At 66.2% G+C, this 15,197-nt stretch carries 13 protein-coding genes and 1 pseudogene; 6 read left to right on the top strand and 8 right to left on the bottom strand.

Annotated features, from left to right (window positions below):
- The first annotated feature begins 111 nt into the window (after positions 1-111).
- On the top strand, positions 112-1,395 hold the full coding sequence (locus tag ADL25_RS44030) for a restriction endonuclease (RefSeq protein ID WP_234381305.1): 1,284 nt from the start codon (positions 112-114) through the stop codon (positions 1,393-1,395).
- 311 nt (positions 1,396-1,706) lie between these two features.
- A complete protein-coding gene (locus tag ADL25_RS49560) occupies positions 1,707-3,080 on the top strand; it encodes a hypothetical protein (protein WP_159045160.1) in 1,374 nt (457 codons plus the stop codon).
- A 162-nt stretch (positions 3,081-3,242) separates the two neighbouring features.
- Here ADL25_RS49560 and ADL25_RS44025 read toward each other — a convergent pair whose 3' ends face one another.
- The 7 genes and pseudogenes from ADL25_RS44025 to ADL25_RS43995 form a co-directional block, all read right to left on the bottom strand.
- Positions 3,243-4,757, bottom strand: coding sequence for a LacI family DNA-binding transcriptional regulator (locus ADL25_RS44025; RefSeq protein ID WP_059133589.1), 1,515 nt, complete (start codon positions 4,755-4,757; stop codon positions 3,243-3,245).
- A 620-nt stretch (positions 4,758-5,377) separates the two neighbouring features.
- Positions 5,378-5,977, bottom strand: a pseudogene (locus ADL25_RS44020) (DUF3631 domain-containing protein); the annotation flags it as partial.
- A 231-nt stretch (positions 5,978-6,208) separates the two neighbouring features.
- Entirely contained in the window at positions 6,209-8,437 is a 2,229-nt protein-coding gene (locus tag ADL25_RS44015) for a cell division protein FtsK (protein WP_199839315.1), read from the bottom strand.
- A 78-nt stretch (positions 8,438-8,515) separates the two neighbouring features.
- Positions 8,516-8,899: an RRQRL motif-containing zinc-binding protein gene (locus ADL25_RS44010; protein ID WP_059133588.1), complete on the bottom strand. Its 384-nt coding sequence runs from the start codon at positions 8,897-8,899 to the stop codon at positions 8,516-8,518.
- Complete coding sequence (locus ADL25_RS44005; RefSeq protein ID WP_059133587.1) at positions 8,899-9,549, bottom strand: GGDEF domain-containing protein; 651 nt, start codon at positions 9,547-9,549, stop codon at positions 8,899-8,901. Before ADL25_RS44005 ends, ADL25_RS44010 begins: the two co-directional genes overlap by 1 nt.
- On the bottom strand, positions 9,546-10,547 hold the full coding sequence (locus tag ADL25_RS44000; protein WP_059133586.1) for a DUF2637 domain-containing protein: 1,002 nt from the start codon (positions 10,545-10,547) through the stop codon (positions 9,546-9,548). Before ADL25_RS44000 ends, ADL25_RS44005 begins: the two co-directional genes overlap by 4 nt.
- Entirely contained in the window at positions 10,544-10,831 is a 288-nt protein-coding gene (locus ADL25_RS43995) for a hypothetical protein (RefSeq protein WP_059133585.1), read from the bottom strand. Before ADL25_RS43995 ends, ADL25_RS44000 begins: the two co-directional genes overlap by 4 nt.
- Positions 10,832-11,330: 499 nt before the next feature.
- Here ADL25_RS43995 and ADL25_RS43990 point away from each other — a divergent pair, with 499 nt between their 5' ends.
- From ADL25_RS43990 to ADL25_RS43975, 4 genes are all read left to right on the top strand, one after another.
- Entirely contained in the window at positions 11,331-11,681 is a 351-nt protein-coding gene (locus ADL25_RS43990) for a winged helix-turn-helix domain-containing protein (protein ID WP_063805873.1), read from the top strand.
- A 234-nt stretch (positions 11,682-11,915) separates the two neighbouring features.
- Entirely contained in the window at positions 11,916-12,935 is a 1,020-nt protein-coding gene (locus ADL25_RS50140) for an AAA family ATPase (protein ID WP_059133583.1), read from the top strand.
- On the top strand, positions 12,932-13,519 hold the full coding sequence (locus ADL25_RS43980; RefSeq protein ID WP_059133582.1) for a hypothetical protein: 588 nt from the start codon (positions 12,932-12,934) through the stop codon (positions 13,517-13,519). The genes ADL25_RS50140 and ADL25_RS43980 overlap by 4 nt, the downstream gene beginning before the upstream one ends.
- Positions 13,516-14,367: an NAD(P)-dependent oxidoreductase gene (locus tag ADL25_RS43975; RefSeq protein WP_059133581.1), complete on the top strand. Its 852-nt coding sequence runs from the start codon at positions 13,516-13,518 to the stop codon at positions 14,365-14,367. Before ADL25_RS43980 ends, ADL25_RS43975 begins: the two co-directional genes overlap by 4 nt.
- On the opposite strand, the gene ADL25_RS43970 is transcribed toward ADL25_RS43975, so the two are convergent.
- Complete coding sequence (locus ADL25_RS43970) at positions 14,364-15,008, bottom strand: HAD family hydrolase (RefSeq protein ID WP_059133580.1); 645 nt, start codon at positions 15,006-15,008, stop codon at positions 14,364-14,366. The two genes, ADL25_RS43975 and ADL25_RS43970, sit on opposite strands and share 4 nt — an antisense overlap.
- Positions 15,009-15,197: the final 189 nt, after the last annotated feature.

Below are 15,197 nucleotides of genomic sequence, written 5' to 3'. Positions count from 1 at the left end.
GTCACCCACTGCGGGCCACCCCCGCCCTGTCAGAGGTGCTGCCGCTACTGTCACAGAAGATCGATAGGGCAGCGTTGCTGGGGGGAGCTGACTGTGGGCGGGAAGCTACGTGTGGGACAGGTGTATCGCTACGCGAGTGGCAAAGATCCAAAGCCAGCGTCGCTGGATGGCTTCCCAAACTTCCACCACGTGACCAACTCGCCAGTCCACAAGCGCGCCTTGCTAGAGGCTGGCATCAACGGCATGGCCAAGGTGACTACCTCCGATGGCACCCGCCGGCCGGCGATCCTCATTCGATCCAGCCCCTGGAAGGCTGGTACCGAGCAGACGCCATGGCACGACGTATTCGACATGGACAACGGCCACGTCCGCTACTTCGGTGACCACAAAGCCGGTCTGAGCGCCACACCCGGCACCACCACCGGCAACGCGGCTCTGCTCGACGCCTTCACTGGCCACCAAGGGCATACACTCGAAGAGCGGGCAATTGCCGCTCCTCTGCTGTTGTTCCGTGCCGTCTCGCAGAACGGCAAGCCCAAGGGACATGTGGAGTTCTGCGGGGTGGGCATCGTCGAGCGGACTGAGCGGCTGGTGCAGTGGGGCGGACGCGAACACACGACGTTCGTGAACTATGTCTACGACATCGCCCTCATCGATCTCACGTCAGAGGGTGACGCGGTTACTTGGGACTGGATCGAAGCCCGCCGAGACAAAGGCACTTCCCACGCCCAAGCCCTCGAACTGGCACCGCGAGCATGGCGCGAGTGGGTCAAGCACGGCTCCTCGGCCCTCCCCAGACTTCGCCGACGAGTCGCACAGGCCCAAGTCACCAAGGTGCGTGATCAGCGCCCCCAGCTCGGTGGTAGCGGTGCCGCGGATCTCGAACTGGTCTACAGGTACTTCGACGGCCGCAAACACGATTTCGAGGCGGTAGCCGCTGCGGTGGCCGCCCGGCTGCTGCGCGGGGCTGGGCATGGCTACGTCGAAGGCTGGCTGACGCGCCGGTCAGGTGACGGCGGAGCTGATTTCGTAGGACGCCTCGACCTTGGTACCGGCTTGGCTGGCACAAGTCTTGTTGTCCTCGGGCAGGCCAAGTGCGTCAGACCCGACACCCTCATCACGGCCGAGCAGATCGCTCGGGTTGTTGCTCGGCTCCGGCGCGGATGGATCGGCGTCTATGTAACTACAGGTGCCTACTCGGAACCCGCACAGACAGAGATGGTGGAGGATCAATACCCGATCATCCTCATCAACGGTATGAGCCTCGTCGCAGAACTACGCAGCATGGCCCGCGATGACCACGGGGGCGACCTGGCCGCATGCATTGAGCGTGTCCTCAGCAGCCGTGCGAGCGTTGTTACTAACCGTCGCCCGGAAGAGATTCTTCTGCAGTAACCAGCTCGGGATAGCTGGTCGCCGTCACGGCGGTGCGGGACAAGGACTTGGAACAGGAGCTCACGACGGGGGAACGCGCCCTCGAACGAGACCGTCTGTCCCTGCCGCCGCTGATCATGACCAGCCGGGAATTGGCCGCGGAGGTGCGGGCCGGTACAGCACCGAGCCAGCGGCACAGGACTTCGCTCGGTATCCGAACGAGAGCCCGACTTCCTGTCCAGATGACCTGTCTGCGGCGATGTTCAAAAAACGGCTGCACCAGCGATCTCACGCTGTCACAATAAGGCCAAAGTAGCGGCAGGGGAGGGCACATGGGGGAAATCTACGGCGAGTCGCCGCGGCCTTGGACTTTCGTAATAGGCAAGACAGCTACAAATAGCGAAAAAGAGCTAATCGAGTCCATCCCAGGCACGGTAGAACATGTCGATCATATTTCTAACGTCCGACAGGAAAATTTTGATGCCGCCATCGTCTTTGGCAATCTGCCAGCAACGCCTGCAACACATCTCATGGTGATGAAAATTGGCGGATCCGGAGTGACTGATGGCTGGGGAACTAAACAGTACCTGGTTCACACCTCGGGAAATTCTACACTCCTCACGATCGAAACGGAAAGCGCCCCTGAGGGCGTTTCCACTGCAGAACTGCGCGAGTTGGCCGAGCTGATCAGAAACAAGCGGCCGCACGCCTTGCTTCGTAGCGGTTTTTCGGGTCATTGGTCGAATGCTGACGTCACTCCGATCATTCGCGAGAAAGACGGTTCTGCGTGCGTCGGATGGTGGAGGAGACCAGAAGGTAAGGGAAGCGAATTTTGGTGGTTTCCTCGCGGCACCCCCGGCCTAGCTACCTGGCGCTCAGCCCTCTACGCAAGGTGGAACAAAGTTGCACCCCTAAGGTTCCCCAACGGCACAGAAGACTGGACCACGTCGCCCGACTGGATCACAGCTGAAGAAATCTCCGCCATGCAAGCCCTGAAGGCTCATGACAGGGAGACCGAGGAGATAGTTTCACGGAGGACACGACAGTCAAATGTCCTCAAGCGAGAGATCGCAAGCGCCACCGAAGCGGCGAACTCTACGACGAGATTGCTTCTGACAGCTCAGGGTAAGCAACTAGTCGACGCAGTGGAATCGACCCTATCAGACATCGGCTTCACAGTTATCGACTCCGACGAACAGAAAGGAGAGGGAGCCTACCTCCTTGAGGACCTCAAAATAACTCATGAGGACTGGGTTTGCTTGGCGGAGGTACGCGGATACGCAAAAGGAGCAAAAACCAGCGATCTTCAGCGGATTGAAAGAGCCGTGCGCCACTATGAACGGGGGCACGGCACGGCGCCTTCCGCTCGCTGGTACGTGGTCAATCACAACCTAAGGGCTAGCCCGAGCAGCAGACCTGCCGTCCTCTCTGGCGCAACCGACGACATCGAGGTATTCGCCGAAGAGAATGGCCTCGTGGTTGACACGCGCGATCTCTTTAGACTCGCGAGGGATGTCAGGGAAGCTCGCCTGTCCAGCGCACGCGCACGTGAGCTACTCATGACCAGCTCAGGCGTACTCGCCTACCCGTCCCAGCAGAACCAAGCCAGAGGCCCCGCGGGAGACGAAGAGGGGGATCAAGCAGGGGGCCAAACTGAGCAGCCCGACCAAGACACTTCCGGAACGCAAAGGCCACTACAAGGCTGAGCGCGTTTGGGACGAAGAGGCCGTGGGTTCAAATCCCGCCACCCCGGCAGAGGGGTATTTCAGGGCCGGTGTGTGTATTCGCACACCGGCCCTGATTCGTTGTGTGGGACCCCTCCGGAGAAATCCGAGAGAAGATCTTGGGATCGTGCTCTCAGATGGCGTCTACCGCCGCGCCCTGAGACGCTCCCGCAAGAGATCGTTGAACACCGCAACCGGTGACGTGGGACATATCGCGAGCCGGGCATCGAGGGATGCCTCCCACTCGGCGGTGAGGTGAGCCAAGAGCTCCGCACGCATTTCTCGGGTGATGTGCGAATAGCGTGACTGCACCGAGCCGTCAACGTGCCCCATGCGCTCATCCATCAGCTTCGGCGGAGTGCGGAATCCCTCCATGCGCGTCTTGTGCGTGTGGCGCAGCCCGTGAGGCGTGAGCCCCTTAGCAATCGGCAACCAGCAGGAGTCCGCCCGCGCTTGGGCGCCTCTCCCCCGCGCTGGCACACCGGGCCATGGTTCGGCGAGCACGGGTACGGGACGCGCCTCCTGCGGAGCCTTCTTCGGGTACCAGCCGGAAGCGGCCGGCGTGAACAGCCACGTGGCGAACCCGTTCCGGCGCCAGTGCTCCGCCTGGTCGACGGCGCCTCCGCCGCGGGTGAACCCGAGAGCCTCGATCGCCTCACGAACGCGCGCCTTGGTGGCTTCGGCTACGGCGTCCGGCCGGTTGAGGACGTTGGACACTGTGCCGGTGGAGACGCCAGCGCGTCGCGCCACGTCCACCACCTTCGCTCCGGTCTCCCCGGTACGGGACACTCCCTGTCCTCGGAACACGTACGTCTTGCCGTGGCACGTGCATGGCTTCGGCTGCGTACGTGCTATGTGCCCGGTCCACAGGCGAGCGAGCCACGCCGGGGCGTCGATGGTGCGGTAGCTGTCGTCCTTGGGCGGGCAGCGCTCGAACTCTCCGGAGTCGAGTTCGTAAAGCTGCCATTCCACGCGCACGGCTGAGGGGCGGATGAACTCCGACTCCAGGCCCACGATTTCGGCCCACCGCATCCCCGTGTAGCCCTTGGTGACAAGCGCTACGAACTCGTTATCGCGCCCGGAGAGTAGCGACGCACGCTCGGCGCACAGCAGGATACCGAGCGGATCCGTGACGACCTTTTCCGGCCCGCGGTCACGCGAGCGTCCGGCGCGTTTCCCCCTGCCACGGCGCTTCGTAGCGGGGTTGGAGCTGATGAGTTCCTCGTCCACCGCGTCTTCCAGGACCAGGTGAAGCGTGCCGCGCCACGTCTTCACGCTCGATGCGGCGTACAGCGCCTTTTCCTTCTTCTCCCACACGTCGACGTCCACTCGTTGGATCGACGCAAGCGAGCGGTCCTCGAACTCCGGAAGTAGATGTTCTTCCAGGTGACGGCGATAGTTCTGCATCGTGGACGCGGCCAGATCTTGCGCCACGTACCACCGTGAGGCGTACTCGCCAAAAGTGATCTGTCCGGCCGCCGGATCCTTCCATGTGCCGCCTCGCACCTTAGCTTCTTCGGCATCAGCGGCCTTCTTAGCTTCGCGCTTGGTACGGAAACGGATGGCGTTGCCGTTCTCGTCGGCCACTGTTCCGTACTTACGCGGCGAGATCTTGTAGCGGCCACGCCAGTACGTGCCGCGGTTCTCGACGTACCCCATGCTTCCTCTCATCACAAGCGACGGGCGGGAGCCGGTGGTTCGGCTCCCGCCCGTCTCGTCATCTCGTTGTCAGGCTGCGTTCCGAGCACGTCGCGGACGTCGCGCCCTGAGTTGCACCGCAGGAGCGTCGAAGGAGACGCCTTTCCGACGGCGCGCCGAAGTGACCTTGTTCTCGGAGGTATTCACCTGGTCCGGACGCTCCTCAAGGATGTGAAAGATGTCCTCCACGTGTGTCCGCGTGAAGCGATAGCCGCTGCCGCTACGTATGAAAGGGATGCGGCGACGGCGCGCCTGTTCCTTCACCCACCACTCCGAGCAGTCAAGCGCCTCAGCGACTTGGGCAGGTGAGTACGTCGGCGGAAGCGCATCATTCTTCTGACCCGAGTTCATGGCTTCTCCTTCTTGGAGTCGAGCAGGCAGGACGGGGGCGGTGGCCCCCTTCCTGTCAGGTCCGCTACTTCCGCTACCTCCGCTACCGCCGTGGTCAGGGGCATGATCGAGGTAGCGGATCGGGTTAGCGGTAGCGGATAGAGCCGCTACCGGCACAGAATCGCGGGCGGGGGCAGGTAGCGGATGGAGCGGCGCGGTAGCGGATGCGGTGTACCGATCCGCTACCGGTTTTAGGGCTCTGACCTGCCCGGTAGCGGCGGTAGCGGAAGTAGCGGACTTTCAGAGGGGGGTGGGCAGTAGCGCTGCCACGCGTCGTTCAGATCCGTTGCGTAGTAGCCCTTCATCACGCTCCCGCCTGCCTTGATGTTGCGGGCTGCGATGGGGGTGTTGTCCGCGGTCATGTACTCGCGCAGCATCCGTGATAGTCCGCGTGCGTCGAGTGGCTTGCCGCTCATGTCCGCCCACGGTGCCTCTTCGAGGCTGTGGAGCCTGTCGAGGATGGCAACGGTGGGCAGGCGGTCGATGCCGTTGAACACGTAGTCCCGCAGGTCGGTCAACAGCCGGATGCCGATGCTGCCCTTGTCGCTGGTTTTCGCCGCGTTCACCAGCTCGATGCAGGCCTCGCGGGCCCTCTCCGGCCACGCGCCGCCCGCCGCGTCTGCCACGGCAAGCAGGGGCTCCCATACATCCGCGGGCCGGTCGCTGATGCCCTCCGGAAGCCTCGGGAACACGCCGTCGACCACGTGGCGGACGGTCTGTGCCCACGCGGCAAGCCGGTCCCGCAGCTCATGTCCTTCCTTCTCGTGGATGCGCTGGCGGAAGGGCTCCACCAGCAGTCGCCGAACGGCGAGGCCACACACAACCCGAGGTAACCGAGCGTGACCGTGAGCAGGCATGCGATAGCAAGGAGGATGGGGTCATCGGGGGCCCTCCGGGGCGGTTTCAAGGGGCTTCCGCAGGTGGGCCGCTATCCGCTAGCGGCCTGATCAACGAGGGTCTCGGGCGCTAGCGGGGGCGCTAACGTTAGCGGGGCGTGCCGCTATCGTTAGCGCCCTGGCGGGTCAGCTCGCGCCCCGGTTCCCGTCACGCTCCGCGATCGCGGCGGCGATGTGGGAGCGGTCGATACCGCGCCGGTTGACGACTTTGCCGTTGACGCGGCGGCCCACCTGGATGGTGGTGATGCCGTGCGGCTTGAGGGCGGCGGCGAGCGCGTCAGGGTCCCAGCCGTCGTAGACGTCGAGGCGCAGTTCGGCGAGCCGGGCTGTGATGGTCTCGGACCATTCCTTGGCTTGCGCGGCGGGGACGACGGCGAGGATGTCGGCGAGCAGGTCGTAGGACGGCCCGGTCACTGTCTCCGGGGCCTCCCCGAGCGCGTGCCCGGACAGGAGCCCGGCCTTTTCGCGGGCCTTGCGGGCGCGGGCGGCGATGGCTGCGGCGCCGGGGGCGTCCACGAAGGTGCCGTAGACGATCCGGGCGTCGGCGCCCTCGCCCACGAAGTAGTGGATGCCCTTGTCACCCCAGGCGAACATGGTCGCCCGCACCCCGCGCTTGTAGGCGGAGGTGCCGAGCACCATGTCGTTCTCCGTCTGGCCCATGACCTTCAGACACCACCTGGTGGAGGCGTTCGCGCTGATGCCGGTGGGCAGCGACTTGGCGTCCGGGCGCTGGGTGGCCAGCAGCATCACGATGCCGGTGGCCGGACCGCGCTTGACCAGGTCGGTCGCGATCTCCTCGAACTCCTTGCCGTGCTCGGGGTGCTCGAACAGCACCTGGCACTCATCCACCCCGACCACGATCGGGTGCAGCCCCAACGACCCCTTGTCAGCGAGCGCGGACGTGACCTTGGACTCGGGGCAGATGTCCCGCGGCAGTGAGCGGATCACCTTGGTACGGCGGCGCAGTTCCTCGCGCAGCGCCCGCCAGTCGGCAAGCGCGTACTGGATGGCCTCGTCGTCGTCGCCGGCCGCATGCCGGTGCGAGACCGCATCGCCCACCGGATCGAGGTCGCCGGTGCCCTTCATGTCGTAGGTGTGCAGCTCCGCCCGCGGATCCAGCGCGGCCATGAGAAGCAGGAGCCTGAGCAGGAACGTCTTGCCCATGCGCGGGATCGCGCCGATCACCCCGGCGATGTACATCAAGGTGACCTCGACCCAGCGTCCGCGCTGGTCCGTACCGTAGGCGACGGGCTTGAACAGGTCCACCGTGCCAGCCTTGGCCAGCGGCCACGCGGGCTTCTTCGCCTTGGACAAGTCCTGGTCACCGACCCACAGCACCAGGTGCCCGGTGTGCTCTTCGGCCACCGCCTCGGGCCACACGCAGCCCAGAGGCCGGCGCAGACCGGAAGCGAGACGCTCACGGCGCTCGATGATGTCCGTGACCGTCACGCCGAAGGGCAGGTTGCCTTGCGCGCGCCAGCCGGGGCCGTCGCGGGTGATCGGGGCGGTGAACTCGAACCCGTCCCGGCCCTTGGCCTGCGCCTGATTGATGGCCGGGATACCGAGGGAGCCGAGCGCCCGCAGCACGATGTCACTGGTGAGCTTGGTCGCCTTCGGCATTTCCACAGCCCTGTGGATGACAGGGGCATCGGCCCTGCGCCCGGCGGCACCGAGCGCCATCACCAGCGCGCTCACCGACAGGGCTTGCAGCCAGCCGGGGGCGAGTACGTAGATGGCGAGCGCAGTCGCCAGCCCGACGAACATCCCCAGCACGGCGACGAGGGTGCGCAGTCGGACCCGGCCGTCGCGCTGCCGCGACAGCTTCAGATACTCGGCTGCATCCTCGCGCCGCACCGCGGCGAGTCGGACAGGCTCGCCCTCACGGTCGGCCACCCACCGCATCGTGCCGCCCACGAACTTCGCGGCCCCTGCGGGGGCTTGGAGGGTGAGGCGAGCGGCGTAGACCGGGGCCCGCAGCGCGTGATACCCGGCCGTGTGGGCGTAGTGACGCGCCACCCACGCGGACGCGGTGCGCAGTTCCGCCAGGGAGCGCAGCCACGCCGGAACGACCGGACGGCGCTGCGCTGCGGCGAGCCGACCGAGGTAGCCGGGACCGGCCGCCTTCAGCGTCGGCGAGTCGACCAACACCGTCGTGTTCGGATCGGCTGACTCCCTGCCCGACTCGCCGGGGCCGGAGTCGGCCGACCGGTCGGCACCGGGTCGGATGGTCGGATCGGTCGACTCCTGGCGGGCCGAGCGGGCCTTGTCGAGGTCGACCACTTCGCCGCCGGAGTCGGCGGCCATCTCGGCTTCCAGCCGGTTGAAGAGTTCGTTGTCGTCGTCGGGGTGCTTCACTGAGGGTTCCTTCTCTCTGGGAGGGATGCGGGGCCCGGCCGCTGCTTTGGTCGGTTTGGGACCGGGCCCCGTGGCTGTTCAGGCGGCGCGCTGTTCCTCGGGGTAGGCGCAGGGGACGCACGTCCCGAGCGAGGTCGGGATGCAGTAGCTGTAGGTGACCTGGCACGTGGGGCAGGTGCGGCGGGCGAGCATCGCCAGGGCGAGCGCGCCCCACTTGCGCGACGTCATCGTCCGGACCGGCTTCGCCCGGTCGACGCGGTAGAGGTAGGCGACCTGCACGCCCGACTTGCGGCCCCGGTGGCGGCGCATCACCTGTGCGGCGACCGGCTGTCCGCCCGGCCGCAGGCCGGCCGCCCTGAGTTGTCGGCGGGTGGCGTAGCCGTCGGGGGCGAACCGCCACGGGAAGGTGGGGATACCGAATCGGGCTCCGGTCGGGTCGAAGCACTTGGTGTAGGCGGACATCAGGCCGCCACTCCTACAACCGGCACATCGGCGCGGGCGCCGGCGCGTCCGGCGCGGCGGCCGGCGAGGGTGGCGAACAGCCTGCCGAGCCCCGCCCGGCGAGTGCCGGTGCGGGCTTGCTTGGCCGCGTACATGGCTTCATCGGCCCGCCGGAGCAGGCCGGACAGGTCGTTGTCGGGGAAGTCCGCGGCGCGCACCCAGCCGAGCGAGACGGTGGTGTGTACGGCAGGGTCCTGGCCGTCGACGGGGCGGGCGAGCGCGCCGTGCAGGACGGCGAGCATGTCGCCGGCGGTGCCGTTGTCGTCGATGAGGACGGCGGCGAACTCATCGCCCCCGAGCCGCCCGGCGACCCCGGATCGGCCGACGTGGTGGGCGAGCCGGTCGGCGGTCGCCTTCAGCAGAGCGTCCCCGGCCGCGTGGCCGAAGGTGTCGTTGATGTGCTTGAACTTGTCGACGTCGGCGAGCACGACGACCGCGCGCGGGTCCTTGAGCAGGCCCGTGGCGCGTTGGGTGAAGCCGTCGCGGGTGCGTAACCCGGTGAGCGGGTCGCGCCGGGCGGTGTTTAGGCAGCGGCCGAGCCACCGCACGTGCACCGCCCAACCGGCGGCCAGAGGCAGCGCGGACAGCAGGATCGTGGCGAGCGTGTTCATGCGGCCACCCCGTCGCCTGCGTCGGCCGCGGTCCGGTCGATGGGGTGCAGCGTGCGGCCATCGGCGCGTTCGGCGAGCAGGGCGTCACGCACCTGCCGGGCGGGACCGGAACCGCAGTGCAGGGCCTTACGGAGCGCTTCGGCGTTGATCGCGGTGTCGGTCCAGTCGGCCGTGACCGTGCGCGCCTCGGTGAGCAGGTCGGCCACGGTGCGCGGCGCTGCCTTGGCCTTGCTCTTGGCGGGCCGCTTCCGCGGCGGCTTGGGCGCCGAAGAGGTGGGCTCTTCCGGGGCCGGGGCCGGGGCCGGGTTGGTGGCGGGGGCGAACTCCACCGCGGTCCCAGCGGGGTTCAGTTCTCCCAGGTGCAGAAGCACGCGTTCACGGCGAGGGGTCTTGCGCCGCCATGCACGGCCGTAGCGCTCACGCAGGTCCGCGCGGGCCAACAGCCGTTCCCGCTCACGGGCGAGGGCGTCGGCGTAGGAGGTGACCTCCCACAGCGTCATCCGACGCCACAACGCGAACGTCGACAGCGGGGCGAGCATCCAGCGGGAGAACCGGATCTTCTCCATCCGCCGGCCGGTCGCGGCACCGATCCGTACGGCGTAAACGTGGGCGCCGATCTCGGAGAACACCACCCACAGCAGGGGCATCGTGCCGTGCGCGAGCTTGGCCGACAGGGAATGCCCGGCCGCGATGTTCAGCCCGCACGTGATCAGCGTGAGCGCCCAGGGCACGAACCGCACCCACGCAAGCGCCATATCCATCCGGATCAACAGCAGGTTGGCGACGGTGAACGCCGGAATGGCCACGTCGATGCCGACCGGCAGCATCCACGGAGCGCCGAAACCCCAGTGTGCCGCGGCAGTGGAGACCGCGTCGAAGGACGAGATCAGTCCCAGGGCGCCGACGCCAGCCGCGGCCAGCGCGCCCAGCCCGGCAAGACCCATCTCCGGGCGCGTCAGCGGCGGCACGGCGGGACGCTCGATGGCCTGCGTCGTCATGCCGCCACCCCCCGGCGGGGCGTGCGGCGGCGGGTGGGGCGGACCAGGGGGACGATGTCGAACAGTTCCGGGTGCATCTCGACGACCCCGGCCGCGATGCGGATCAGGTCGTCGGGCATGTCGGGGTGGTCCGCGAGGATGTCGCGGCCTGCGTCCTCGCGGGCGGCGCGCTCTTCGTCCGTCTCGCCCTCGACCCCGAGCCACAGCTCGACCGGGGTGCCCAGGGCCAGTTCGGCGAAGTCGTCGACAGAGACGGCCTGATGACCGCCGATGTAGGTACGCACAGTGCACTCCTGATGGTGGAGGGACGGAAGGAAGCCGGGACGGGCGCAGGCTTGTGGTGAGACGGCGCCCGTCCCGGCGGAAGGGCTGAGAGTGGAAGCGCGGCAACTGCCGCGGAAGGTTCTGCGGATGCAAGATCACGCAGTGCCAGTCACCGCCCTGGAGGGCGGATCCGGGCAGGTCACCCGGCCCAACATGGGAGGTCGGGATGGTGACCCGCACCCATCGACCGCACGTGTTCATGCGGCTGGGTCGGCACTCTGTTGAGTTCTTCACAGCGATTGCTCCGGGCGATACATCCGGACGCTGTTCGTGCAGGTCAAGCAGGTCGTTCAAACGCTCTGCCCTTTCGGGTGAGCCGTTCTAGCAACTCTGCCTCAGAGTGCACTGTGAGGCAGAGTGCGTCAAGTCCCCTCGCGGAACAGGCAGCGTGGGACGCTGGTTCTACCTCTGCGGCTTAGGCACTATGAGGCAGAGACCTAGACGAGACATGGGGTGCAGATGGTCGAGTGGACCGGCAAGTTCGCCTATCAACAAGTGGCCGATGACCTTCGGCGACGCATCGCTGATGGCGAGTTCGCCAGCACCGGACAGCTCCCGTCCTTGGCGCAGCTCCAGGAGATGTACGACGTCACGGTCACGGTCGCCCGCGCCGCCATCAATCAGCTGAAGGCTGACGGCTTGGCGGTGAGCCACCAGGGCAAGGGAGCCTTCCTGACACCCGACGCCGGCCACGCCGCCCGGATCAGCGATCCTGCCGGAGCTGTGGCCGAACTGCGCGAGGAAGTCGAGAAGCTGCGGAGCGAGGTTAGTGAGCTGCGCCAACGCGTAGTGACCCTGGAAGAGAACTGACCTTTTGGCGGGTCGGGAAGGGGCCTGTGCGGTCGCGTCGGGCAGCATCTCAACCTCCTTGTGTCGGCGTGGGAACAAGTTCACCGCCACAGCGCGAAAACCTGTATCACGTCCCGCTACTTGAGATAATCCTGGCGGTTTTATACATCCGCTTACACATGCGCTATCACGAATTTCCATATACCTAGTCGAACCGCTACACTCCCGGCTCGACTAGCTATCTAGGAGGGGCAGATGGCTCGGAAGCACCCAGACTGGAAACCCGATCTCCTGCGAATGCACCGCGAGGAAATAGGACTCACCCTGGAAGACACCGGGGAAAAACTCCGCGAAATCGCGGAGCGTCACGGCTTCAATATTGCCGCGAACTTCCAAAAAACTATCTGGGGCCACGAGAAGGGCTCGGTATACCCCGGTCCGCATTACCGCCGGGCGTACTGCCGTCTCTATCGTCGCAACGAGGCACAACTCGGCTTCCGTAAAGCCCTGCCCGGAGAGGATGCCCCTGTGGAATCCGTGCCGGCGCCCGCTTCCGCCGAGCGAAAGCTCCCTGACCAACCAGACGCAGTACGTCAAGCGCTCAGCAGTATCCGTGAAGGTACCGACGATGTGGACAGTGAGGCGCTGCGCAATCGCGTGGTGGATGCATGGCGCCGCCACACGGCAGGGGGAAGTGTCGACGGCCCTACCGTGGTCCTGGTCGGAGGGTTTGCAGGCTCGGGAAAGTCGGAGTTCGCAAAGTTCCTCGGCGGGCTCACCGGTTGGCCCATCCTCGACAAGGACTCACTGACGCGCCCCCTGGTAGACCAACTCTTGGTCGCACTGGGCGGAGAGGCGCACGACCGGAGTTCGGATCTATACCGGGAAAAGGTTCGCCCGCTCGAATACCGGTGCCTCATGGAAGCCGCATGGGACAACGTGGATTGCGGGATTTCTACGATCCTCGACGCCCCGTTCATCTCCGAATTCTCCCAGGCCGAGTGGATGCAACGCTTTCAAAACCGCTGCCGTTCAAAGCGCGTCTCCGTCGCGACCATATGGGTTGAGTGCGACCCGGAATCGATGCGCGAATACATCGAATTCCGCGGGGCGGCGCGCGATGCTTGGAAGATGGAAGCTTGGGATGAATACGTCGTAGGGCTCGACCTGAAGATGCGCCCGCAAGGCCCGCACTTCGTCGTCGACAACCGGCTCGGCGCCGCCGTGGCCCTGGTCGACGAAGCCCGTGACGTACTGAGTGGAGGCGGACTGTGAAACCTACGGGCGTCATCCTGTACGGCCCTCCGGGGTCCGGCAAAGACACGATCACGGCCGAACTGTCCGCATCGCGGCAGGAGTTCACGCTCTTTCGGCGGCTCAAGGCGGGCCCCGGACGGACCACGGGGTACAGGCTCACGACGGCCGAGCACATCGCGGAACTGGCGCAGGCCGGAGAGGTTCTGTACCGCAACAGCCGGTACGGCGCTGAGTACGCCATCGACCGCAGCGAGGTTTCCTCGCTCGTCGACTCCGGGCACATCCCCGTCCTTCACATGGGCCAGTTGGCCGGAGTCCGCGCTGTCGCGGTCTACCCCATCAACTGGGTACGGGTGCTCCTGTGGTGCCCCGAAGATGTGACGCGTCAGCGCTGCCAGGACCGCGGAGACACGGGCTTGGAAGCCCGGCTCAAGGTCTGGCACGAGACCCGGCAGGATCTCTTGGACCACACGGCAGAGCCGTGGTCGCTCGTCATCAGAACTGACCTGGTCAGCGTGGCTCAGGCAGCGCAGGCCATCGATGAAGCACGGTTGACCGGTGCACCCGCCGAGGTGCGCGACATCCACGGACTCGTCGGATGACAGTCGTTGGGGTCCTTCACCCGGGAAGCATGGGCGCCGCAGTGGCAGCACAGGCGAGGCTCAACGGAGCCGAGGTTCTGTGGTGCCCGACCGGCCGCAGCCTCGCGACCGCGGAACGGGCCCAGAGGTCCGAACTCACCGCGGTGGGCAGCCTTGGCGAACTGACAGAGCGAGCCGACGTCATCCTCAGCATCTGCCCTCCGGCATACGCAGAAGACGTCGCAGTGGAGGTCTCGGCACACCCGTTCACCGGAATCTACGTGGACGGCAACGCCATCTCTCCGGCCAGCATGGCGCGCATCTCCACCACCATGGGCCGAACTGGGGCAACTGTTGTCGACAGCTCTGTCATCGGCTCGCCCCCATCCGACTCGAAGTCCGCTCGCCTGTACCTGTCTGGACCGGCGGACGCGCTCACGCCCGTGGCGTCGCTTTTCGCTGGCACAGCAGTACAGGCGCACACCCTGCCCGGCGGCATCGGTCGCGCTTCCGCGCTAAAGCTGTCGTACAGCAGCTATCAAAAGGCGAGCCGCATCCTCGCCGCGGTCTCATACGCCCTCGCCGAGGACTACGGAGTCGAGGAAGAGCTACTCGACATCGCGCAGGGGCGCACTACCAGCTACCTAGCGGAGACGGCCTACATTCCCAAGGTGGCTGCGCGAGCATGGCGCTGGGGACCCGAGATGCTCGAGGTTGCCGCCGCCCTGCGGGAAGTCGGGCTTCCCGCCGATCTGGCAGAGGCGTCGGCCGTGGTCATGAGCCGATGGGATGGCCACAGGGATTCATCCATGAGCATCTCCGACGCACTCGAACAGCTACACCACGGTACGGACGACGAACCTCACTAATCTGTCGCCGCCAAGATCACCTCAATGGCCTCCGTCACGCCTCGCACCACAACGTCAGGCTCACGGGGGCCCTCGGCCCACCTACGGCCATTGGCCACCCATGCCGTTCGAAGCCCAGCTACACGACCGCCTTCCATATCCGTCTCAGGGCCGTCACCAACCATCCACCCGCCGGCACCAAGCCGGGCACCACACAGCTCTGCGGCAGCCTCGAAGTGTTCGTACGCAGGTTTCCTGACCCCGACCTCTTCCGAGACGGCGATCCCGTTGAAGAAAGACGCCAGTCCGGTCACGGTGAGCTTGGCCCGCTGAATGTCCCCCGCGCCGTTCGTCGCGATGCCGAGGCTCCACCCCGCACCCTGCAGTGCTTCAAGGCCTTCTCGCACCCCCGGAAAGCAACGCACCGACAGCGCGACGCCTTCGACGTACTCGCGCCACAAGTCGCCCGGATCGTCGTTCAGTCCGAGCACCACCCGCAGATGCACGAAGTCCGCCGGGTAAGCCCGCTCTCGTAGTCGCTCGCAGATAGCGGACTCCGCTCCCGCGGGCAGGCCTCGCGACCGGGCGAACCCACGAGCCCAGTCCATCAGTCCCTCACGTCGGTCAATCAACGTGTTGTCGAGGTCAAAGAGTGCCAGCACACGCCGACGTTACGCGACAGATGGGTGGTCCCAAAGCGGCGGCAGAGGTGCTGAGAGCAGGAACGGACTTCGACGGCACCGAACGGTCGCCAATGCGCAACACGGAAGCACGCGTCACGCTGGGCGTCACGGCGGGCACAGGACTACCTCGCACGGCTTCAAGCGTTGGGTCAGACGAAGCCGGGGTCT

Origin of the sequence: Streptomyces sp. NRRL F-5122 (assembly GCF_001507435.1) — a bacterium.
GTDB lineage: Bacteria > Actinomycetota > Actinomycetes > Streptomycetales > Streptomycetaceae > Streptomyces > Streptomyces lannensis.
Note: the sequence above shows the minus strand (reverse complement) of the source record. Positions and strands in the feature narration are given on the sequence as shown.